At 65.8% G+C, this 22,400-nt stretch carries 19 protein-coding genes; 10 read left to right on the top strand and 9 right to left on the bottom strand.

What is annotated here, in order from left to right; all coding sequences use genetic code 11:
* Positions 1 to 184: 184 nt before the first annotated feature.
* Positions 185 to 1,840, bottom strand: a complete 1,656-nt coding sequence (locus ACSQ3Z_RS11100) for an ABC transporter substrate-binding protein (RefSeq protein ID WP_436171312.1) — start codon at positions 1,838 to 1,840, stop codon at positions 185 to 187.
* Positions 1,841 to 2,033: 193 nt separating this feature from the next.
* On the bottom strand, positions 2,034 to 2,921 hold the full coding sequence (locus ACSQ3Z_RS11095) for a LysR substrate-binding domain-containing protein (RefSeq protein ID WP_436171311.1): 888 nt from the start codon (positions 2,919 to 2,921) through the stop codon (positions 2,034 to 2,036).
* A gap of 218 nt (positions 2,922 to 3,139) precedes the next feature.
* Here ACSQ3Z_RS11095 and ACSQ3Z_RS11090 point away from each other — a divergent pair, with 218 nt between their 5' ends.
* From ACSQ3Z_RS11090 to ACSQ3Z_RS11070, 5 genes are all read left to right on the top strand, one after another.
* Positions 3,140 to 4,558, top strand: coding sequence for an MmgE/PrpD family protein (locus tag ACSQ3Z_RS11090; RefSeq protein WP_436171310.1), 1,419 nt, complete (start codon positions 3,140 to 3,142; stop codon positions 4,556 to 4,558).
* Between the two features lie 64 nt (positions 4,559 to 4,622).
* A complete protein-coding gene (locus tag ACSQ3Z_RS11085) occupies positions 4,623 to 5,531 on the top strand; it encodes a dihydrodipicolinate synthase family protein (RefSeq protein WP_436171309.1) in 909 nt (302 codons plus the stop codon).
* 11 nt (positions 5,532 to 5,542) lie between these two features.
* Entirely contained in the window at positions 5,543 to 6,514 is a 972-nt protein-coding gene (locus ACSQ3Z_RS11080; RefSeq protein ID WP_436171308.1) for a D-2-hydroxyacid dehydrogenase, read from the top strand.
* A gap of 20 nt (positions 6,515 to 6,534) precedes the next feature.
* Positions 6,535 to 8,076 (top strand): trimethylamine methyltransferase family protein, encoded by a 1,542-nt coding sequence (locus ACSQ3Z_RS11075; protein WP_436171307.1) that lies wholly within the window; start codon positions 6,535 to 6,537, stop codon positions 8,074 to 8,076.
* Between the two features lie 20 nt (positions 8,077 to 8,096).
* Positions 8,097 to 9,587 carry an N-acyl-D-amino-acid deacylase family protein gene (locus tag ACSQ3Z_RS11070; RefSeq protein WP_436171306.1) on the top strand — a complete coding sequence of 497 codons (1,491 nt, stop codon included), beginning with the start codon at positions 8,097 to 8,099 and terminating at the stop codon, positions 9,585 to 9,587.
* Here ACSQ3Z_RS11070 and ACSQ3Z_RS11065 read toward each other — a convergent pair.
* From ACSQ3Z_RS11065 to ACSQ3Z_RS11035, 7 genes are read right to left on the bottom strand one after another with little or no spacing between them, the layout of a single operon-like run.
* Entirely contained in the window at positions 9,572 to 10,237 is a 666-nt protein-coding gene (locus tag ACSQ3Z_RS11065; protein ID WP_436171305.1) for a cysteine hydrolase family protein, read from the bottom strand. The genes ACSQ3Z_RS11070 and ACSQ3Z_RS11065 overlap by 16 nt on opposite strands.
* Entirely contained in the window at positions 10,234 to 11,514 is a 1,281-nt protein-coding gene (locus ACSQ3Z_RS11060; protein WP_436171304.1) for a Zn-dependent hydrolase, read from the bottom strand. Before ACSQ3Z_RS11060 ends, ACSQ3Z_RS11065 begins: the two co-directional genes overlap by 4 nt.
* The gene (locus ACSQ3Z_RS11055; RefSeq protein WP_436171303.1) at positions 11,511 to 12,674 is read right to left on the bottom strand and encodes an NAD(P)/FAD-dependent oxidoreductase; all 1,164 of its coding nucleotides are present in this window, start codon (positions 12,672 to 12,674) and stop codon (positions 11,511 to 11,513) included. The genes ACSQ3Z_RS11060 and ACSQ3Z_RS11055 overlap by 4 nt, the downstream gene beginning before the upstream one ends.
* The gene (locus ACSQ3Z_RS11050) at positions 12,671 to 13,969 is read right to left on the bottom strand and encodes a Coenzyme F420 hydrogenase/dehydrogenase, beta subunit C-terminal domain (protein ID WP_436171302.1); all 1,299 of its coding nucleotides are present in this window, start codon (positions 13,967 to 13,969) and stop codon (positions 12,671 to 12,673) included. Before ACSQ3Z_RS11050 ends, ACSQ3Z_RS11055 begins: the two co-directional genes overlap by 4 nt.
* Positions 13,970 to 14,007: 38 nt before the next feature.
* On the bottom strand, positions 14,008 to 14,922 hold the full coding sequence (locus tag ACSQ3Z_RS11045; protein ID WP_436171301.1) for a nitrilase-related carbon-nitrogen hydrolase: 915 nt from the start codon (positions 14,920 to 14,922) through the stop codon (positions 14,008 to 14,010).
* The gene (hydA, locus tag ACSQ3Z_RS11040; protein WP_436171300.1) at positions 14,907 to 16,337 is read right to left on the bottom strand and encodes a dihydropyrimidinase; all 1,431 of its coding nucleotides are present in this window, start codon (positions 16,335 to 16,337) and stop codon (positions 14,907 to 14,909) included. Before hydA ends, ACSQ3Z_RS11045 begins: the two co-directional genes overlap by 16 nt.
* A gap of 32 nt (positions 16,338 to 16,369) precedes the next feature.
* A complete protein-coding gene (locus ACSQ3Z_RS11035) occupies positions 16,370 to 16,720 on the bottom strand; it encodes a RidA family protein (RefSeq protein ID WP_436171299.1) in 351 nt (116 codons plus the stop codon).
* A gap of 433 nt (positions 16,721 to 17,153) precedes the next feature.
* On the opposite strand from ACSQ3Z_RS11035, the gene ACSQ3Z_RS11030 reads away from it, so the two are divergent.
* Genes ACSQ3Z_RS11030 through ACSQ3Z_RS11010 form a run of 5 tightly spaced genes read left to right on the top strand, consistent with a single transcriptional unit; the run spans position 17,154 to position 22,394 of the window.
* On the top strand, positions 17,154 to 18,293 hold the full coding sequence (locus ACSQ3Z_RS11030; RefSeq protein ID WP_436171298.1) for an MFS transporter: 1,140 nt from the start codon (positions 17,154 to 17,156) through the stop codon (positions 18,291 to 18,293).
* Positions 18,293 to 19,060 carry an SDR family NAD(P)-dependent oxidoreductase gene (locus ACSQ3Z_RS11025; RefSeq protein ID WP_436171297.1) on the top strand — a complete coding sequence of 256 codons (768 nt, stop codon included), beginning with the start codon at positions 18,293 to 18,295 and terminating at the stop codon, positions 19,058 to 19,060. The genes ACSQ3Z_RS11030 and ACSQ3Z_RS11025 overlap by 1 nt, the downstream gene beginning before the upstream one ends.
* A 36-nt stretch (positions 19,061 to 19,096) precedes the next feature.
* The gene (locus ACSQ3Z_RS11020; protein WP_436171296.1) at positions 19,097 to 20,113 is read left to right on the top strand and encodes an NAD-dependent epimerase/dehydratase family protein; all 1,017 of its coding nucleotides are present in this window, start codon (positions 19,097 to 19,099) and stop codon (positions 20,111 to 20,113) included.
* Positions 20,114 to 20,125: 12 nt separating this feature from the next.
* Positions 20,126 to 21,055: an allantoinase PuuE gene (locus ACSQ3Z_RS11015; RefSeq protein WP_436171295.1), complete on the top strand. Its 930-nt coding sequence runs from the start codon at positions 20,126 to 20,128 to the stop codon at positions 21,053 to 21,055.
* Positions 21,030 to 22,394: a dihydroorotase gene (locus ACSQ3Z_RS11010; protein WP_436171294.1), complete on the top strand. Its 1,365-nt coding sequence runs from the start codon at positions 21,030 to 21,032 to the stop codon at positions 22,392 to 22,394. The genes ACSQ3Z_RS11015 and ACSQ3Z_RS11010 overlap by 26 nt, the downstream gene beginning before the upstream one ends.
* The last annotated feature ends 6 nt before the right edge of the window (positions 22,395 to 22,400 follow it).

Raw genomic sequence — 22,400 nt, 5'->3', positions numbered from 1 at the left:
TTGACCAGCGCCTTGCCGATTGTGTTGCCTTGGTCGACTGGGCGGTTGTTGCCGTCGAATTTGCTCCCCAAGGAAAATGCTAGCAGGTCCAGCCGCCGGTGCCGAGCGCGAACAGTCCGGTGGCGTCCGGCGAAACCCAGGGGCGTCGAGGCCACGCCCCTGGATTTCTGTCGCGATGGCCGGCCTACGCCTTGTCGAGCCAGACCTTATCCAGCTGCAGTTCGAACGTCTGATGCATCTTGAGGTTCTTCACATAGGCGGCGTGGTGACGGTAGAGCGAACGCCAGAACGACTGCACGAGAACGCCCGAGTCCTGGAGGATGAACTCGACGTCCTTCATCAGTTCCTTGCGCTTGGCCGGATCGGCGACGGCCAGTGCTGCATTGAGCTTCTTGTCGAAGTCGGGATTGGCATAGCCGGACTCGTTCCAGGCTTCGCCGCTGCGATAGGCAAGCGCCAGCACCTGCACGCCGAGCGGACGCATGCCCCACTCGGTGGTCGACCACGGATATTTCGTCCAGTCGTTCCAGAAGGACGTTCCCGGAATGATCGTTCGCTTCACCTTGATGCCGGCCTCACGCATCTGCGCGGCGACGACATCGGCCGGGTCCTTCACGTAGTCGGCATCGTAGGAGATGAGTTCGAACTCATGATCCATCTGGCCGGCCTCGGTCATCAGCGCCTTGGCCTTGGCGAGATCGCGCGGCACTTTCGGCAGTTCGTAATATTCCGGATGGATCGGGCAGACATGGTGGTTTTCGGCGACCTGGCCCAGGCCGCTGTAGCCGAGCTTCAGTATGGTCTCGTTGTCGACGGCGAGCTGGATGGCGTTGCGCACCCGTTTGTCGTCATAGGGTTTGCTGGTCACATTGGTGCGCAGCACGATCGTGCCGGCGGTGACGACGGATTCCTTGACCAGGCCTATGCTGTCATAGAGGTCTACGGTGCCGCCGACCGTCTGGTAGTTGCAGTCGATCTCGCCGGCCTCGAAGGCGCTGCCGATGGCGGGGTTCGAAGCGTCCGACCCGTAATCGGTCCAGTCGACACCGTCGAGATAGGTCTCGCCGCCGAACCAGGTGAAGTCCTTGCGCCGCCTGACCGAAGCCGACTCGCCGACCTTGTACGAGATGAGCTCATACGGGCCGGTGCCAGGCGTCTTCGTCATGTCCGCGCCGTCCTTGTCGAAATTGCGGTGGACGATGATCGCCGGATAGTCCGCCATGCCCGGGATGATGGTGACGTCGGACTGGCTGCATTTCAGCTTCACCGTATGGTCGTCGACCTTGGTGATGGCGCCGGCAATGGCCTTCTTGGTGGCGGGGTCGATCAGCGTGCCCATGCGGCCGGCCATCGAGTTGCCCTCGGCCGCCTTATCGCACCAGCGCTCGATGTTGTGGACGATGTCGTCGGCATTGAGCTCGTCGCCGTTCGACCACTTCACGCCCTTGCGCACATGCAGCGTGTACTCGGTGGCATCGTCACTGACCTCCCAGCTCTCGATCAGATGGCCCTCGAAGGTGAAGTCGGTGGTGTAGCGGATCATGTAGTCGTTGCACTGGCGCATAACATTGGCCATTTCCGACCAGTCCCACAGGCGCGGGTCCTTCATGTCCTTGATGATCATCTGCATCTTCAGGATGCCGCCCTTCTTGCCCGGCTCCTCGGCAGCAGCCCGGGCGGGAGCGATGCCGGCCATCGAGTATGCAAGCGCCGTGGAGGCGCCCATCGCGCTCGCCATGGCGAGAAATTCGCGGCGATCCATCCTGCCGCTTCTGACTTCGTCCGCGTAGCTTTCGATGACAGCCGGGACGCGGTCACCGTTGCTCTTGAAAATCGTCATTGTGATTCTCCGGTTTGGGCTTTCCGCCCGTTACATTCCCCATTGCGTGGAGGATGTTAGAGGCGATGCAAAAATCCCGGAAGGGCTCGACCCCGAGCAAACCGCAGAAAACCGGCTATTGAGGCCTAATAAAACAATGCCATTGACGTCTCAGAATTTTTCGTGCGGAAGCGATCCACAGCAATCGATGCCTTCAGGCACTGTCCTCCTGGGCGCGCGAAAGGATCCATTCCCGCACCGTGCGCGCGATGGTTCCCTTCGAAAGCAGGTTCTCGGTGAGGTAATAATTCCACGGGCTCGGCGGCCGGATCGGGAACGGTTCGACGAGCAGCCCGCGCCGCAGATAGGCATGGGCAAGCGAGCGCTGGGTGGCGACGAGCCCTGCCCCCATGGCGGCCAGTTCGAGCGCGATGTTGGAGGCGTTCGTGGTCAGGCCCTTGTCGTAATCCTCCATGTCGACGCCAAGCGCTGACGTGACGACCTGCCAGTATTCCTGGCGGCCGTGCACGAAGATCCAGTCCACCTTGAGGATGTCCTGCGGCGCCTTCAGCGCGTGCTCGCCATCCAGCAGTGCCGGCGCGCAGAGCAGAACCAGATCGTCGTTCCAGAGCGGGATGCCCGCCGGCGGACGATCGTCGAAACGCCGCGTGGAAATGGTTATGTCGGCGATCTGTTCGCTGAGATCCTCCCAGATCGTGCCGTGCAGCACGATCTCGATTTCGGGATGCTTCTTGCGAAAGGCGGCCATGCAGCCGGCCAGCCAGTTCTCCGCCAGGCTCATCGGGCAGGACACGACCACGGTGCGGTTGCGCGACGAGGTCACGATCGCCTCCGTCGCCTGGTCGATCTGATCCAGCGCCTGGCGCAGCGTCGGCAGGAACGCCTCGCCCATCTCGGTCAGCTTGAGGCTGCGCGGGTAGCGTATGAACAGCTGCCGGCCGATATAATGCTCGAGCGAACGGACATGCGTGCTGACAGCGGCCTGCGTGTAGCCAAGTTCCTTGGCAGCCAGGGTGAAGCTGAGATGACGGGCCGAACTCTCGAAGGAGCGGATATAGTTCAAGGGGGGCGGCGGCTTCATCTCAAACTCCTGCGATGTACGTGGGAGGTATCCGACGTGGGAGGTATCCCACGGGGATAGGTATCCCACGGGGGATAGGTATCCCACGGACGGGCCGCCGTTCAATCGCGCGCAGGCGACGAGACGTAGATATTTTTGGCCAAAGCCGCCAAACTAATTGCGTGAAAGCACGATGGACCCAAATTAATGATGTCGTGACGACAGAGGGAGTGGAGCCAGTGGCAGTGTCGCCCCATCGGCGCGAAGGGCCTGACGCGAGTGCCGAAATTGCCGTTCGCCTGGCCGACTTCGTGTTGCGGCGGCCAGCTTCGGTTTTCCCGACAGCGGTGCTGGAACAGGCGCGCTACCTGCTGCTGGACACGATCGGAATTGCGATTGCGGCTGGCCCGATGGAAGCGGGCAGGATCGCCCGCGATGCGGCCACCCTGCTCTACGGCTCGAGCGACCCACAGCATTCGGCGCGCATGCTTTTTGACGGCCGCCGCGTCAGCATCGCGGGCGCGGCCTATGCGGCAGCGACGCAGATCGACAATCTCGACGGTCATGACGGATACAGCCCGACCAAGGGTCATATCGGCGTGGTGGTGGTGCCGGCGCTGGCAGCGCTTGCGGAGTCCCGTCCCGACCTTAGCGGACCGGAGGCGCTGGCGGCCCTGATCGTCGGCTACGAAGTCGCCGGCCGGGCCGGCATCGCCTTGCATGCGACCGTTTCGGACTACCACACCTCAGGCGCATGGAACGCGCTCGGTGTGGCCGCCGTGGCCGCGCGCCTGCGGCGGCTGAGCGACGAGCAGCTCCGCCAGGCGCTCGGCATTGCCGAATACCACGGCCCGCGCAGCCAGATGATGCGCGAGATCGCCACCCCGACGATGCTGCATGACGGCTCCGGCGTCGGCGCCTTGACCGGGCTGTCGGCCGCCGTGCTGGCCGAGCGCGGCTTTACCGGCGCGCCGGCGATCACGGTCGAGGCGCCCGAGGTCGCGGCGCACTGGCAGGATCTCGGCGCCTTCTGGCAGGTGCTGCACCAGTATGTGAAGCCTTACCCGATCTGCCGCTGGGCGCATGCGGCCATCGACGCGACGCGTGGGCTCACCCATGCGCACCATCTGTCGCCGGCCGACATCAAGCACATTCAGGTCAATAGCTTCCACTATGCGGCAACGCTGTTCGACGGCATGCCGGACACGACGTCGAAGGCGCAGTACAGCCTGCGCTTCGCCGTCGCGACGTTCATCATGCATGGCCGCATCGGGCTGGAGCACATTTCCGGCGGCGGGCTCGAGAATGCTGCCGTGGCGGACATGCTAAGCCGCATCACGGTCTCGGAATCGGAACGCCACAGTGCGCGCTTCCCGGCAGGCCGCTGGGCCGATGTCGTCATCACCACGACCGACGGGCGGGTTCTGATGTCTGGCGACGTCCATGCACGCGGCGGACCGGAAGCGCCGCTGACGGATGCGGAAATCGAGGCCAAATACATGGAATTCGCGGCACCTGTGCTCGGACAGGGCCGCGCCGGCGCGATCCGCGACGCGGTGCTGTCGCTCAGCGACCCGGACAGCCGCTTCTCCGACCTCTCGGTATTGCTCTACGATCCTCCGGTGATCACCAAGATGCATCAGCGGCCGGCGTGGTAGTGCCCGGGCGGCAGCGGCGGTGGTCAGACACCGCACCGAACACCATCACGCATAGAGGATATCAATGACCCGCCTGCAAGGAACCATCGCACCGATCCTGACGCCGTTCGAAGACGACGGCAGCATCGCGCGCGACCTCTGGGTGTCCCACGCCAAATGGGTGCTGGACCAGGGCGCGCATTTCCTGTCGCCGTTCGGTACCACGGGCGAGGCGCTCTCGGTTGCGTCGCGCGAACGCATGCAGGCGCTGGAATGGCTGGTAGAGGCCGGCATTTCGCCCACCCGGCTGATGCCCGGCACCGGTGTCACGGCGCTGCCCGAAACGGTCGAGCTGTCGGCGCATGCGGTCGGGCTCGGCTGCGCCGGGGTGATGGTGCTGCCGTCGTTCTTCTACATCGCCGCCGGCGACAGCGGCCAGGCCCGCTATTACAGCGAACTGATCGAGAAGGTGGCGAACCCGGCGATGCGGATGATCCTCTACCACATCCCGCAGAATTCGGGCGTGCCGGTAAGCCCCGCTTTGACCGCCCGGCTGAGCGAGGCGTTTCCCGACACCGTCGTGGCCTACAAGGACAGCGCCGGCGACTGGAACAACACGGCGGCGGTGATCGCCGCGGCACCCGAGGTCGCGGTGTTCCCGAGTTCGGAAGCGCAGCTGACCAAGGGACTGGCCAGCGGTGCGGCCGGCTGCATCTCGGCGACGGTCAACCTCAATGCGGCGGCGATCCGGGCGGTCTACGATGCGGCGCGCGCCGGCAAGGATTCTGCCGAGGCGGATGCGGCGATCAAGGCGTTCCGAAAGGTGATCCAGGATGCCGGATTGATCCCGGCGATGAAGGCAGTGCTTGCCGTTCGGTCCGGCGACAGGCGCTGGCTGAACCTGCGCGCGCCGCATGAGAATGCGACGCTGGAAAGCGGCGAGAAACTGCTCGCCGCGCTCGGTCCTTCGGCCAACCATATCGGCCGGAGCTGAGACCCGGCATCATGTCCCCTCGCCCGTCCGTCATCCTGCACACCGACCGCCCGGAAGCAGCACTTGCCGTGCTCAAGGAGACGCACCCGGATCTCGCGGTCCATGCCTGCGACAGCTACGGGGCGCTTCCCGAGATGATCGAACGCGTGGCGGCGGAAGTTGTCTATTCCATCCGCTTCGACGGCACGCCGCGATATCCGCGCCAGGCCCTTACCGAAAGCCCGACCGTGAAATGGGTATCGATCGGCGGCTCCGGCACGGATCACCTCGGGTCCTGGGATCCGAAACGGCTGACCGTCACCAATTCCGCCGGCGTCGCCGCCGGCATGCTGGCGGAATATGCGCTCGGCGCCATGCTGTCCTTCTCGCTCGACCTGCGCGGCTTCGAACGACGTCAGCAGGCGCATCTCTGGGGCGGCGGAGGCCGCGTCGAGCCGATCGAAGGCAAGACGGTTCTCATCATCGGCCTTGGCAAGACGGGCACGGCCGTCGCGGGCCGCGCACAGGCGATGGGCATGCGCACGCTGGGCATTCGCGCGCGTCCAAAACCCATGGATTGTCTCGACGAGGTACATGGGCCGGACGCATTGCTTGCATTGCTTGGGCGCGCCGATTTCATTGTCTGCTGCGTGCCGCTTCTGCCCAGCACGCGCGGCCTGCTCGGCAAGGCGGCCTTCGCCGCGATGAAACCCTCCGCCGTGCTCATCGATATCTCGCGCGGCGGCGTGGTCGACGAGGCCGCGCTGCTCGAAGTCCTTGACGGCAAGCGGATCAAGGGCGCCGCGCTGGACGTCTTTGCGACCGAGCCGCTGCCCGCCGACCATCCTTTGTGGGGCTACGACAATGTCGCCGTCACCCCGCATTGCGCGGCGGTCTATGACGGTTGGGACGTCAAGTCGGTGCGCATGTTCGCCGACAATCTGGCGCGCTACCGCAGCGGCGTGCCGCTGGAGAACGTCGTGAACCCGGAACGCGGCTACTGAGCCGAGAGGGAAGGCAGCCTATGACACAGGACAGGCGCGGCGGGGGCCGCAGGTCGCGGCTGGAACGCGGCGGCAGCGGCATCGCGCAACTGCCTTGGCAACATGTGGAGAACCCCTATCCACCGATGCAGCTCCTCGACGAGGAGCGGCTGGAGCGGCTGCACGACACCTCGATGCGCATCCTGTCGGAACTCGGCATCCGTGTCATGAGCGAGCGGGTGATGGACCTGTTCGCCGCAGCCGGCGCCATCGTCGACCGCGAGGACACGACCATCAGGATCGACGAGAGCCTGGTGACCGAGGCGCTGCGGGCGGTTCCATCATCCTTCACGCTGACCAGCCGCAACCCGGCAAAGCAGGTGCATCTCGGCGGCAGTTCACTGGTGTTCGGGCTGGTCGCCGGTCCGCCCAATGTCCATGACCGCATCAACGGCCGCCGCCAGGGCAATTTGCCCGACTATCAGAACTTCATCCGGCTGGCGCACCACTTCAACGCCATCCACATCATCGGCAACCAGGTGGTGGCGCCGATGGAACTGCCGGCCAATTCGCGCCATCTCGACACCTACCATGCCAATTTGACGCTCAGCGACCTCTCCTTCCACTGCACGGCGATCGGCCGCGCCAGGGCCATGGACGGCATCAACATGATGGCGATCGCGCGCGGCATCAGCGTCCAGGAGATGCGGGCGTCGCCGGGGGTGACGACGATCATATCGATCAACTCGCCGCGCCTGTTCGACGACGCCATGGCGGAGGGCCTGATCGCGATGGCCGAGCACGGACAGCCGGTGACCGTCACGCCCTTCACCCTGATGGGCGCGATGACGCCGGTGACCTTAGCGGCAGCACTTTGCCAGCAGAATGCCGAAGCGCTGTTCGGCGTGGTGCTGACACAGCTCGTCAATCCGGGCACGCCGGTGATGTACGGTGCCTTCACCTCCAATGTCGATATGAAGTCGGGCGCGCCAGCCTTCGGCACGCCGGAGAACGCCAAGGCCAACATCATCGCCGGCCAGTTGGCGCGGCGCTACAATTTGCCCTACCGCACCTCCAATGCGAATGCCTCGAACGTGGTCGATTTGCAGGCCGCCTATGAGACCGAGATGGCGACATGGGGCGCGGTGCTCGGCGGCGCGAACCTGATCTACCACGCGGCGGGCTGGCTGGAGGGCGGGCTGACGGCGTCCTATGAAAAGCTCGTCCTCGATGTCGAGATCCTGCAGAACATGATGGAGTTCCTGCGGCCGTTGCCGTTCCAGGAGGACGATCTCGGCTTCGAGGCGATCAAATCCGTGCCGGCCGGCGGCCATTTCTTCGGCGCCGAGCACACCATGTCGCGCTACACGACCGCCTTCTACCAGCCGATGCTGTCCAACTGGCAGAACCATGGCGCCTGGCAGGAAGCGGGCGGCAAGGACGCGCTCGAACGGGCGACGGAACTCTGGCAGCAAGCGCTGCATGACTACGAGGAGCCGGTCATGGACGCCGCGATCCGCGAGGAGCTCGACGCCTATGTCGCGCGCCGCCGCGAGGAGATCACCGCCAATCCGGAAGGCTGACAAAGAGGAAAAAAGCCCTGATGCCATACGATCTCGTCATCCGCCACGCGACGTTGATTTCAGGCGATGGTTCAGGACGTTTTGTGGCCGACATTGCCATTGCCGCCGACAGGATCGCCGCTATCGGCGAACTGGGCGACGCGCGCGGTGCGCGGGAGATCGACGCCGCGGGCAAGATCGTCGCGCCGGGCTTCATCGACGTGCACACCCATGATGACGGCGCGTTGCTGGCGCCGCACGGCATGGACCCGAAGATCAGCCAGGGCGTGACGACGGTGATCGCTGGCAATTGCGGGATAAGCCTTGCCCCGCTGCTCCTGGACCGTGCGCCGCCGCCGCCGTTCACTCTGGTCGGCGGACAGGAGAATTTCCGCTTCGACCGTTTTGCCGACTACGTCGCCGAGCTTCGACAGCGCGGCATCGCCACCAATGCGGCCTTGCTCGTCGGCCACACGACCTTGCGCCAGCGCGTCATGCCCGTCACGGACCGTCCCGCCAATGACGCGGAGACGGCGCTGATGCAGGAAGCCGTGGCACAGGCGATGAACGAGGGTGCCTTCGGGCTCAGCACCGGCCTCGACTATCCGCCGGCGGTCAACTCCTCGACCGAAGAGGTCAAGGCGCTGGCCGCGACGGCGGCAAGCCTCGGCGGGCCTTATGTGACGCATACGCGCAACTATTTCGAGACCATGGACGAGGCGATCGAGGAAGCCATCGACATCGCCGACCATGCCGGCGGCAAGCTGGTCATCTCGCACCACCAATGCACAGGCCGCGCCAATTTCGGCAAGAGCCGGCCCTCGCTACAGCGCATCGACCGCGCGCGGGAGACGATGGACATCGGCATGGATGTCTATCCCTATGCAGCGAGCTCGACCGTGCTCAGGCTGGAGCGCTGCGACACCGGGCTGAAGATCCTCATCACCTGGTCCGACCCGCATCCCGAGATGGCCAGGCGCGAAATTGCCGACATCGCGCGGGAATGGAAGTGCACGGAACGCGAGGCCGGCCAGCGGTTGCTGCCGGCGGGCGCCGTCTATTTCCAGCTCGACGAGACCGACGTGCGCACCATCATCGCGCATCCGCGCACCATGATCGGCTCGGACGGCCTGCCGCATGACATCCACCCGCATCCGCGCCTGTGGGGCACGTTTCCGCGCGTGCTCGGCCATTATGCCCGCGATGTCGGCCTGTTCAGCCTGGAGGAGGCCGTGCATCGCATGACTGGTTTGCCCGCTTGCGAATTCGGAATCGACCGACGCGGTATGCTGGCGGTGGGCAATTTCGCCGATCTGACGATCTTCGACCCGGAAACGGTCATCGACCGTGCAACCTTCGAGGAGCCGCGCCAAGCCGCCACCGGCATCGAGCATGTCTTCGTCAACGGCGTATCCGTATGGCGCGACGGCAAGGCGACTGGCGCGCTGCCGGGCGCGGTCCTCAAGCCCTCCGCCTCAACGAAAGTCGTCAAAGGCGGATGCAGCTGTGGAACCCATCACAGCGCTTCGTAAAGCCGATCGACTGTTTCCAGCGTGTAGGCGAATTCCACCGGCCTGGTGCAACGCCAGCCGCCGAAGGTCCGGCCGCCCAGCGCCTTCAGCGCCTCGGGCATACGCAGGATGCCGCCGCCGTAAAGACGATTGGCGATGTCGAGCATGCCGGTGCGGTGCATCGCCTCGGTCATGCTGCCGCAGGCATCCTTGACCAGCCAGACCCGAAAACCCTGATAGACCGCATCGAACACACTCTCGGTCACGCAGCTGTCGGTCAAAACGCCGGCGACCATCAGGTTTTCGACCTTGAGTTCGGCGAGGCGTTGAGTGAGATCGGTCCTGCGGAAGACGCTTGGCCAGTGCTTGTGGATGACGATGTCGTCCGGCAACGCCGCCACCTCGGCGCAGATATCGGCGCCATTGCTGCCGGCGACGGCCGAACGAAATTCCTCGGTCAGGATTTCTTCCTGCCTGGCATAGCCGCTGCGTTCCTCCGGCTTCACCCAGGCTTGAGCGTGGATGACCGGCACGCCGGCCGCGCGCGCGGCGGCGATCAGGCGGGCGGCATTGTCGAGCACGGCGTCATAGCCGACGACCGGCCAGGCTGCACCGGGGCGGTATTCGTTCTGCAGGTCGATGACGAGCAAGGCGGTCGCGGCGAGGTTCATGGCTGATCCAAGTTGCCGAAGTCGGTGACGAAACGGAAAAGCAGACGGATCGCCTGGTCGAGATCGGCGATGTCCATCGCTTCATGCGGGTTGTGGCTGCCGTTCTCGTTGCGCACGAAAAGCATGGCGGTCGGAACGCCGGCGCCGGCAAAGGTGGCCGCGTCGTGCCCCGCGCCGCTTGGCACATGCGGCACGCGCATCTGGATGTCCTGGGCAGCGCGGTCGAGCCCAGCGATGAGTGCCGGCGACATGGTCGCCGGTTCCCAGGTGAAGCGCGGTCCGGCCTCGAAGGTGACGCCGCGCCGGGCGCCGACTTCGGCGAAGAGCGCTTGAAGCCGTACCTCGATCCGCTCCAGCACGGTGGCGTCGGCGCTGCGCACGTCGAGCGTGAAGCGAAGTTCGCCCAGCACGCGGCTGCCGCCATGCTGGCTGGGGTCGGATTCCACCCGTCCGAAGGTGATGGTGGCCTCATGGCCTTCGCGCTCGAGCGCATCCCATTCCGCTTCGAGACCTGCGACGAGATCGGCGAAGCCCAGCACGCTGTCATGGCGGGCAAAGCGCGGCTCGGCGCCGGAATGGCCATAAGCGCCGAGGCATCTCGCGTTGACATAGCGAAAGCCGCCAGCGATCCCGGTGACAATGCCGACCGGCACGCCGGCGGCGGCCAGGCGCGGGCCCTGCTCGATATGGACTTCGACGAAGGCCGCGATGCGTGCCGCGTCGATGCCGGCAACACCGCGCCGGACAGCGTCGGGATCGAAGCCTTCCTCTTGCATGTGGTCGGCGAGGGTCCGGCCGCTGTCTGACCGCCGCGCTTCCAGCGCCTCCGGCTGCAGCAGACCCAGCGCCGCCTCGCTGCCGGGATAGGACAGCGGGAACCAAACCGCCTCCTCGGCACGGGTCGCCAGCAGGATCAGATCACGCGAGGGCTGCATCTTCTGGCCGACGAACTCAGCCATCACCGCCAGCCCCGCGACGACGCCGGCGGCGCCATCGAAATTGCCGCCATGCGGTACGCTGTCGAGATGCGAGCCGATGACGACCGGCGGCAGGTCGGGGTTGCGGCCCTTCAGCGTCAGATAGAGATTGCCGGCGGCATCGACGCGCGCCGCCGCGCCCAGCTTTTCGCCTTCCTCGCGAACCATTGCGTGGGCAAGCCGCTCGCCGGGACCATAGGCGACGCGGGTTATGCCCGGTGCGTCGGCCGTGGCTTCTGCCAGCCTGTCCAGCACCTGCCCGGCCAGCCTGCCGCCTGCCGTCAGACTGGCACGGGTCATGAGGCGGAGGCCTGCCGAAGGTCCGTACTCCGCAGCCGGTGCGGCGTCAGATCGGCCAGCGCGACGCCTTGCCTGGCGACATCGTCGGGAAGGCCGTCACCCGCCATCAGGCTGGCGCAGACGCGCGACAGGGCGGGCGAGGTCTTGATGCCGTAGCCGCCCTGCCCGACCAGCCACACGAAATCCGGGACCTCGTCATCGGGCCCGACCACCGGCGAGCCGTCGGCGACGAAAGATCGGAGCCCCGCCCATGAACACGACACGCGCTGCACCTCGATCGTCGTCGCCTGGCCGAGGCGCTCGGCGCCGATCGCGACGTCGATCTCCTCCGGATAGGCATCCATCGGCACTGAGGCCGTCGCGTCGGCGGGCGAGACCAGCAACTGGCCAGCATCCGGCTTGAAGTAGAATTCGGCGCCGACATCATTGACCAGCGGCCAGTCGGTGATGCTGACGCCGTCGGGTGCCGGGATGTTGAAGGCGGTGCGGCGCTTGGGCTGCAAGCCGATCGGCCGCACGCCTGCCATCGCCGCGATCTCGTCGCCCCAGGCGCCGGCGGCATTGACGATCCGCGGCGCGACGAACGTTCCCGCTTGGGTCTCGACCCGCCATTGGCCGCCTTGCCGGCCTATCGCCCGGACGCCGGCATCGGTGACAACCTTTGCGCCGCGCGAGCGGGCGCCGCGCAGATAGCCCTGGTGCAGGCCGTTGACGTCGATGTCCATCGAATGCGGTTCGATGTAGGCGCCGGCGAGATAGTCTGCGCGCAGCACCGGCACGCGCGCGATCGCCTCGGCCGGCGTCATCGCGACGATCGAGGGAACCAGCGCCTGCGCCGCCTCCAGTTCCTGGCGCAGAAGGTCGAGCTGATCGCTGCGCGCCACCGTGATCATGCCGCGCTTGCTGAGCAGCGGATAGTCGCAGAAGCCGGCCGGTGGCTCGGCCAGGAATGCCCGGCTTGCCAGGACGATCCGGCGGATGACGCTGTTGCCGTAGTTTTCGGTGAAACTCGCCGCCGAGCGGCCGGTGGTGTGGTAGCCGCAATGGCTTTCCCGTTCGAGCAGCACCAGCTTCCTGGTGCGCGAAATCTCGAAGGCGGCACCGGCGCCGGCAATGCCGCCGCCAACGATAATGACCTCGGTTTGCTCGGCGGCGCTCATAAAAAACCTTCCTTCAACATGGCTGCACCGACTTCGCCACGCGATACGGCAGGCGGTTCGCCGAGGCGGCCGCGCCGGGCCCGGTCGCGAGCGCCGCGGCCCTCGGCGAGATTGTCGGCCAGCGCATTCTGCCGGGCACAGTCCTCCAAGGCGAGATCAGTCACCACAGGCACCGGCTTGCCTGCGATCGCCATGCCCTTCAGCCGCGCCCACACCGCGCGGCGCTTGCGCACCTGATGCGATTGCAGTTCGCCGAGCTCTGCAAAGCTGGTCTCGCGAGTGATCGTCAGCGCGCCGGCGGCAACGGCCGCATCGAACAGTTCCAGCCCGCGCCTGGTGCGCACGATGATGCCGTTGAGCGGTTCATCCTCAACCGCCGGCCCGCCATTCAGCCAGGCGTCCGAGACGGCGATATCCGCCACCTGACCGATCGCGTCGGGGCAAATCTTGCAGCGCGGCTGGATCATCCACTTGTCCTCGTCTTCCCACAGCTGCCGGTAGCTGATCTCGAAGACGCGGCCATCCTTCGCTTCGATCCGGTTGAGGCCGGGGTTGCCATGCCCGCGGTAGCGGAACAGCGCAAGCTCGTCTTCGCGCAACCCAAAGCGCTGCAGCACCTGCTCCGACTTCGACAGGTCGGAAGCGCCGCCGCAGACGAAGGCCAGCGCGTAGCGCATCAATTCGTCAACACGCGGATCGAGCCGCGCCAGATTGCGCACGGCGGTGACGTCGCAAGGCTTGGCGATCAGCGCGAAGGCCTCGCCACGGTCGAGGATTTCGCTGAAATCCACCAGGGGCGCCGCAGGCCCGTAGCGCGAGCCGGCGCTTTCGAGCACCGAGGCGGCGTCGAAACTCAACCGCCGCTCGCTGCGCATCGGAGCCGACCGCGATGCCGCGACATGCAGGATGAATTTGACGCGGCCGGAGTTGAGCAGGAATTGGCCGAGCGCCGTCAACACCCCGCCGCCCGAGCCGCGAAACCGCACCGCCGGATCGTCGGCATGGCCGAGCACAAGTCGCTCGGCTGGACCCCAGACGGCGTCCATCAACTTGGCATTGTTTGCCTGCGCCGCCAGCGGACCCGCGATCCGTGTTCCCGGGCAGACGGCGTTGATCCGCGTCAGCGTCGACATGTCGAGCGCGTGCCGAGCCACTGGCCGCTCGCGCCCCTCCGGTGTCATGACCATCTCGATCGCGCCGGGACCGACAAGCGATCGGCAAAGTCCGCAGCCGATGCACAGCCCGTTCTCGACGATCTCGCTCAACGACAAGGGATTGGCCGGAGGCGGCTCCATGCCTTGTGTTCGACCGGCTTGACTGAGGCCCACCAATGTCAGACCTGTTCCGCGATGCGGCGATACTGGTCAGGCCGACGATAAAGCGCGAAGTCGAAATTCACCTTCCGACAAGTCGTGATCAGGTCGAGATCGGCGCGATGGACGATGACTTCGTCGTCGAGCGAAAGCGCCTGTGCGGCGATCTCGCCTGTCGGCGCGATGATGCAAGAGCCGCCGATCAGCGCCTGGCCGTCCTCGAGCCCCGCCTTGGCGGCAGCCGCGACCCAGAGCGTGTTCTGGTAGGCGCCGGCCTGCATCGGCAGATGGTTGTGGAACATGCGCAGATGCGCCAGCGCCGGCGCCTCGTCGAGCAGCAGCGGCGTGTTGTAGCCGAGCAGCACCATTTCAGCGCCGTTGAGGCACAGCATCCGGTAGGTTTCGGGCCAGCGGCGGTCGTTGCAGATCGCCATGCCGACGCGGACGCCACGATAGTCGAAAACCGGAAAGCCGAGATTGCCCGGTTCGAAATAGCGCCGCTCCAGATGGGTCGTCGTACCCGCTTCCGGCTCGGCTGAGCCCGGCACATGCATCTTGCGGTAGCGGCCGACGAAGGCGCCGTCCGGACCGACTAGGTCCATGGTGTTGAAACGGCGCGTGCGGCCGTCCTCCTGCACGAGTTCTGAGTAGCCGAGTGCGAAACCGACCTTGAGGCGAGCAGCCGCATCGTAGAGACGTTGCGTTTCCGGTCCGGGCATCGACCGTTCGAAAAAGGACTCGATCTCGGCGGTATCATCGATGCGCCAGCGCGGAAAGAACGTCGTCAGCGCCATCTCCGGGAAGACAGCGATCTCCGCGCCGGCGGCAGCCGCCTTCTCCAGCAGATGGACGAGGCGGCCGACCGTCTCGGCGCGCGAGGCGCTGCGCTGGATGGGGCCGGTCTGGCAGACCGCTATCGTCAGGCATCTAGCCATGGCGTCGTCTCCTCGACAGGTTTTCCAGATTGAGCCGGGTCCGCGGCTTTCCTCGCCACGAAGCGGCCAAAACCCGGCTGTGCCCGAAGCAAGCCGTCGGCGACAACCGGCATGCCGCGCACCAGGACAGTGGTCGGCTTACCGGTCACGCTTTTGCCCTCGTAAGGCGTGAAGTCGACGCGGGAATGCAGGGCCGCGTGGTCGAGCGTCCAGCGCGCCGTGGAGTCCCACAGCGCCAGATCCGCGTCGAGGCCGACAGCGATCCTGCCTTTGCGGTCGGCAAGACCATAGATCGACGCGGCATTGCGCGAGGTGAGATCGAGATAGCGGGCAAGCGTCAGTCGGCCGGTGAGCAACCCTTCCGAGAACAGCAGCGGCAGGCGCGTTTCGATGCCGGGAATGCCGCTCAGCGTCGTGGTGAAGCCGGGCGTCTCGGCCCTGCCGATCTTGTCGGCGAAAAAATAGGGGGAATGGTCGGAGGACCAGAGATCGATACCGCCATCGATCAACTCCCGCCACAGATGCTCCTGGCTGCGCGGCGAGCGCGGCGGCGGCGAAAAGACGAAACGCGCGGCGTCGATCGCCGGACGGTCGAGGTCGGCGGCGCCGACGAACAGATATTGCGGGCAGGTCTCGGCGATTACATCGACGCCGCGCGTCCGCGCCCGCGCGATCTCCTCGGCCGACTGCCATGAGGAGACATGGACGATGGTCATGCGCGCGCCGGTCATTTCGGCGAAGGCCAGCGCGCGATGGGTCGCTTCGCGCTCCATGGTCTCGCTGTGGGCAACGACGTGGTAACGAATGTCGGTGCGGTCAAGATCAATGAGGCGCTGGCGCGTACGCCGGATGGCCGCATCGTTCTCGGCATGGACCATAACGATCCAGCCAAGGCCACGGGCGGCGTCCAGTATCTTGAAGAAGAGATCGTCGTCGACCGCGAAGCCCTGATAGGTCATGAACAGCTTGACCGAGGCGATGCCGCGCCCGGCGAGCTGCGCAAGCTGTTCCTCGACATCGGAACCCGTGCCCATGGTCACGACCGCGTGCAGCCCGTAGTCGATTACAGCGCGTCCCGCGGCACGGTCGAGGGCGCGATCCACGGCGCCAATCGTGGTCATGTCCGGACCCGGCATGCCGAACGGGACAATGCAGGTCGTGCCGCCGAACGCCGCCGAGATGGTGCCGGACTCGAAGTCGTCGGCATTGCCCGCGCCGCCCCAGATCGGCTGGTCGAGATGGCAGTGGGCGTCGATGCCGCCGGGCATGACCCAGCGGCCGCTGGCGTCCAGCAACGACTTGCCGGACAGACCAACTCCGATAGCGGCGATGCGGCCGTCGTCGATGCCGATGTCGCATTCGGCCCAATCGTCGTCGAGGGCAACGCGTCCGTCTTTGATCACCAGCTCATGCATTGGTTTTGCCGCCCCCTTCGCGGACAGGCCCCTCAGCCGACGGCCGCCGTGACCATGATCTCAACGCGATACTGGTCGCCGGCAAGGCGCGCCTCCACCGTCGCGCGCACCGGCATGGCGCTCCTGTCGATCCAGGCGTCCCATGCCGAATTCATCATCTCGAAATCGGCGATGTCGCGCAGCCAGATCTGGGCGCTGAGAAGCTTGCTCTTGTCGCTGCCGGCCTTGGCCAGAAGGGCGTCGATCTTGGCCAGGATTTGCGTCGTCTGCGCGGTGGTGTCGCCGGAAAGGTCGTCCGCCGTCAGGCCGGCGACATAGACGGTGCCGTTGTGGCGCAGCACCCGGCAGAAGCGTTGGCCGTTCTCAAGACGTTCGATGGTCATGCAGTTTCCTCCCTTGGCGGCTTTCGATCATGGCAGTTGACTATGGTACGGAGTGGACAAAACGACTGTAAAGCCTGGGAAGCGGCAAGATGCGGCTTTCGGCGACAAGGATGGCCAAAAAAATTATGGTCATAGCCGTGTCAATCTTCGTTTGTGGTGCGCTTGGCGGGGTATAGCTTCTGCAACCAGCCGCGGATCAGCGGCATCGCCAAGGGGGGAGCCGCCGCAATGCATGACAATGCCGCGCCGATTATCTGGGCCGCGCCGATTGTCCGGCCCGTCTCCGGTCGCCGGCGCGCATCGTAACCGACCGACAGCGGCATTCATGGGATCGATTGCTCAATCCGCGATGCGCTTGTGGCGGAACGCCGAGCGCTCCCGCGCCATGCTGCCGATCATGGCCAGCGTGTGTCTCGCCTGCATAGGCAGCGCCATGCTGACGACCGCGGTATCGTTCTACCTCGGCAAGCCCGGCATCGCCCCGGAAATCGTGCAGATCGTGCTGACCGCCTACCCGGTCGGCTTTCTGATCGGATGCCTGATCACGCGCCCGCTGGTCGCCCGCTACGGCCATGAGCGGACATTCTTGCTGATCCTGACAACCGCGCTGCTGTCGGCCGCGGGCTTCGTCTTCACCGACTTCGTGCCGAGCTGGTTCTGCTTCCGGCTGCTCGGCGGCATGTCGATGGCCTCGATGTTCGTGATCTGCGAGAGCTGGATCAACCTCTATGCCGAGCAGCACAATCGCGGCGCGATGTTCTCGATCTACATGCTGACGACGGCGATCGCGGTGCTGCTCGGCCAGATCCTTGTCGCGCTGGTCGGCCCGCAATCGCCGCATCTGTTTTCGGTCGCGGCGGCGATGGTGTTTTTGGCGTTCGTGCCCAGATTCGCCGGGCTGCGCTGGCCGGCGCTGCCTTCGGTGCCGGCCGAACCGGCGCAAGCGACCGGAGCCGACAGGCGGCTCGGGCCGCTGGCGCTGTTCAGGCTGGCGCCGGTGACGGTCGTCGCCATTTTCCAGGGCGGCATCACCAACATGAACGTCTTCGTGCTGACGCCGATCTATGGGACGCAGATCGGATTGTCGGCGTCGGCGACGGTCTGGCTGGTGACCACGATAAGCATCGCCGGCATGGTCGCGCAGACTCCGGTCGGCTGGCTGTCGGACCGCCTTGATCGACGCCTGATACTTCTGGTGCAGGGGCTGGTGTCGGTGACGGCCTGCGCCATAATAGCCTGGGTCGGCACTCTTTCGGTGCCGCTGCTGTTCGTGCTGTTCTTCGTCTATGGCGCCACGGCGCTGACGATCTATCCGGTGGCCATGGCGTTCGGCGCATCGCAACTCCATAGCCGGCACATGGTCGCCGCATCCGGCACGCTGCTTCTGCTCTATTCGATTGGCAATGTCGCCACGCCGGGCGTTGCCGCCGGGCTGATGGCGCATATCGGGCCGCCCGCGATGTTCCTGCTGCTCGGCGGCGGAGCGGTGCTGGTCACGCTTGCGGCCTGTTACAATCTTCTGCGCCGGCCGGTCGCGACGCCGATCGTGCAAGCTGTCGAGGACCAGGTCTGATGACGAACAATCCCGCGACGAACCGCCTGAAAGACAATGTCGTCCTGATCGCGGGTGCCGCAAGCGGCATTGGCGCCGCCATTGCCCAGCGCTGTGTTGCCGAAGGCGCCAGGGTTGTCTGTACCGACTATGATGCCGGGGCGGCAACGGCGCTTGCCGACAGGCTTGGCGCTTCGGCGATCGGCTGCCGCTGTGATGTGACCGACGCCCTCTCCGCCAGCAGCGCCGTCGACATCGCCAAGGAGCGCTTCGGCCGCCTGGACGGGCTGGTGCACAATGCCGCCGCGCCGTCGACGAACGCCACGGTCGTCGATCTCGACGAGAGCGCCTGGCGACGCGAACTCGACGTCAGCCTGACCGGCGCGTTCCTGATGAGCAAGTTCGCCGTGCCGTTGATCGCGGCAGGCGGTGGCGGCTCGGTGGTGTTCATCGGCTCGCAGTTCGGACGCGTCGCCACCACCAGGGCCGTCGCCTATTGCGCCGCCAAGGCCGGGCTGATCCATCTCGCCAAGGCGATGGCGGTCGACCATGCGCCCGACAAGGTCCGCGTCAACAGCCTGTCGCCGGGAGCCGTGGCGACCACGCGCCTTCTGCGCAGATTTCCGGATTTCGAGGCGGCCAATGCAGGCCTCGGCCCCGCCCATCTGCTCGGCAGGATCGCGGAGCCGGATGAGATCGCCGCGGCGGCGGCCTTCCTGCTGTCGTCGGACGCATCCTTTGTCACCGGTTCCGACATGCTCGTGGACGGCGGCTATGCGACGCGCTGACGTCGACTCTCTTCCTTCAATTTCACAGGAGTTCCCATGACGCTGCTCGTCACCGGCGGCACCGGCTTTGTCATGAGCGTGGTCGCACGCGAATGGCTGGACCGCGATCCGCAAGCCCGCGCCGTCATCCTGGATCGTTCCGGGCTCGACGCGATCGCGGAGACATTCTTCGCCCCGGTGCGCGACCGCCTGACCGTGCTGACGGCGGACATATTGGAGCCGTCCGCCTGGGCAGCAGTGCTCGATGCACACAAGATCACCGCCATCGTCCATGGCGCGACGGTGACGCCGAATACGCGCCCGAGCGACCCGCAGATGCAGCCGGAGGCCCACGATCCGGCATTGATTGTCGACGTCAATCTGATGGGCACGGTGCGCATGCTGGAATGGGCGCGCAGCCGTCCCGGCGTCAAGCGCTTCGTCTATGTCAGCTCCGGTTCTGTCTATCGGCACAATGGCCCGGACTGGAACGGCGAGCCGCTGCCCGAGGACGGCTATGTCGCGCCGTTGACGCTCTACGGCATCTCGAAATTCGCGGCCGAAATGGTCACCAACCGCTACGCCGATCTGTTCGGTCTTTCCGCCATCTCGGTCAGGCTGTCGTCGGTCTACGGCCCGATGGACCGCGTCACCGGCAGCCGCAGCGTCCGCCATTTGCCGAACCGCGTCGCGCATATGGCGCTCAACGGCGAGACGATCCGGCCGAACAGTTTGGAGCCGCTCGGCGACTATGTGCTGTCGAGCGACGTTGCCAAGGCGATCATGGCGCTGCTCGATGCCGAAAGCCTGCGCTACCGGCACTACAACATCGGCAGCGGCACCACGACGACGGTCGGCGACTTCATCGGCTGGGCGGCCGAACGCGTTCCCGGCCTGAAGGCCGAGGTCAGCCCGACCGAGGCGGCGAACATCGTCATGAACCCGGCGCTGAAGACGGGCATGTGGGGCGAATACGACCTTGCCCGCATCGAGCGGGACACGGAGTGGCGGCCGAGGCCGGCCAAGCAGGCCTTCCACGACTACATGGACTGGATCGCCGCCAACGAACTTTGAGGAGGACAGCCGATGCCGACCGATCTCCAGCATGCGCAGCCGCGCGACTTCGTCGGATACGGTCCGCGCCCGCCTTTCATGACCTGGCCGGGCGGCGTCAAGCTCGCCATCAATCTGGTGCTCAACTACGAGGAAGGCTCGGAGTACTCCTGGCTCGAGGACGGCCGCAACGACAATTGGGGCGAGTACAATCTCGCCAGCAGCCCGCCGGTGCGCGACCTCGGCACCGAGACGCATTTCGAATATGGCAGCCGCGCCGGCGTGTGGCGGCTGGCGCGACTGTTCGACCGCTGCCAGATCCCGGTCACAGTTTCGGCCTGCGCCGTCGCGTTGGAGCGCAATCCGGCGGTGGCCGAATGGATGAACGCGCGCGGACACGATCTGCTCGGCCACGGCCTGCGCTGGATCGACTACACGACGATGGAGCGCAGCGAGGAGGAGCGCCAATTGCACGAAGCGATCGCGCTCTACGAGAGACTGATGGGCAGGCGGCCTTTGGGCTGGAACTGCCGCTCGTTTCCGAGCGTCAACACGCGCGACCTGCTGGTGCGGGAAGGTGGGTTTCTCTACCACTCCGATCCCTGCAATGACGACCTGCCCTATTTCCTCGACCATCATGGCACCGAGATTCTCGTCGTGCCCTATTCCAAGGCCCTCAACGACAGCCGCTATCTGGTGGCGCCGGGCTACAGCAATCCGCGCGACTTCGCCGAGGATTGCCGCTCGGCGATCGACTACATGCTCGACGAAGCGGACGAGACCGGCGGCCGCATGCTGACGATCGGCATCCACGCCCGCTGGATGGGCCAGCCCAACCGCGCGTCGGGGCTGCGCGAGGTGATCGAGCACGTGAAAAAGAAACCGGCGGCCGCCTTCATGCGGCGCGAGGACATTGCGCGCTTCTGGCTCGAGAACCATGCGCGCTTCGAGCGGCGCGGCTGACGGCATGTTCGAGACGCTGATCCGGGGCGCGACCGTCGTCAACGCCGATGGGCTCGACCGGCGCGACGTCGGCATCACCGGCGGCAAGATCGCGGCGCTCATTCCGCCTGGCGAAAGGGCAGAGGGGAAGACAGTTCTGGATGCCACGGGCTGCCTGCTGCTGCCCGGCTTGGTCGACGCGCACGCGCATCTGCGCGAGCCAGGCCTGACGCACAAGGAGGACTTTTCCTCTGGCACGCATGCCGCAGCCCTTGGCGGCGTGACGACGGTGCTCGATATGCCGACCGACGAGCCGTGGACGGCCACCGCCGGTCAGCTTGCCGACAAGATGGCAATGGCCGAAGGCCGCATCCATGTCGATGTCGGCTTGCAGGCGGTGGTCAGCCGCGACCTGTCGCTCATTCCCGGGCTGCTCGATTTTGCGCCGGTCTCGTTCGAACTGTTCACCGCCGATGTGCCGGAAGAGTTTCTGTTTCCAACCTTCGATGCGGTCGCCGGTGCTCTGCGGAATTTCGCCGGCGCCGATACGCTGATCGGCATCTCGCCGGGCGATCAATCGATGCTGACCAGCAGCATTGAACGCAACCAGGCGGGAACCATCGCGGCCTTTCTCGACAGCCGGCCGCCGCAGGCGGAAGCCAGCGGCATCAGGCGGGCGGTTCTTGCCGCCGCCAGGACGGGGACGCGTGTCCATGTCCGGCAGATCAACTCGGAACTGGGCGTCGAGGCCTGGAGCCGGTTGCGCGACAGGGCGGATGCCAGCGTCGAGACGACGCCGCAGAACCTGTTCTTCAGCGCCGACGACTACGAGACGCAAGGCGCCGGCCTAAAGGGCTCACCGCCCTTGCGATCGCGGCAGGATGTCGATGCCTTGCGCGCGGCACTCAGCGCAGGGTTGATCGACATCGTCGCCACCGATCACGCGCCGCATGCTCCGGCCGAAAAGGCCGCCAGCTACGCGGCTTTCGCCGACATTCCGGGCGGCATGCCGGGGCTGCAGACGCTGCTTCAGGCCATGCTGAAACTCGTCGACGACGGTCTGATCACGCTTGCCGATTTGGTGCGCCTATGCGCGCGCAATCCGGCGGAGCGTTTTGGCCTCGGCCGGCGCAAGGGGCGGATCGCCGCCGGCTACGACGCCGACATTTTGATCGTCGACCCGCGACAATCCAGTTCCATCTCGAATGCCGAGCAAGTTTCCCGCGCGGCGTACACGCCATTCGACGGCTGGACGGTCAAGGCGCGGCTGAACAACGTTTTCCTGCGCGGCCGCGAGATCGTGCGCGACCAGAGGCTGGTTGGCCCGGCGCAGGGAGAGATCGTCCACCGGGAAAGCTGAGGAAGA

This window comes from Mesorhizobium sp. LjNodule214 (genome assembly GCF_964252735.1).
Classification (GTDB): domain Bacteria; phylum Pseudomonadota; class Alphaproteobacteria; order Rhizobiales; family Rhizobiaceae; genus Mesorhizobium.
This window is presented reverse-complemented; position numbering and strand designations above follow the sequence as displayed.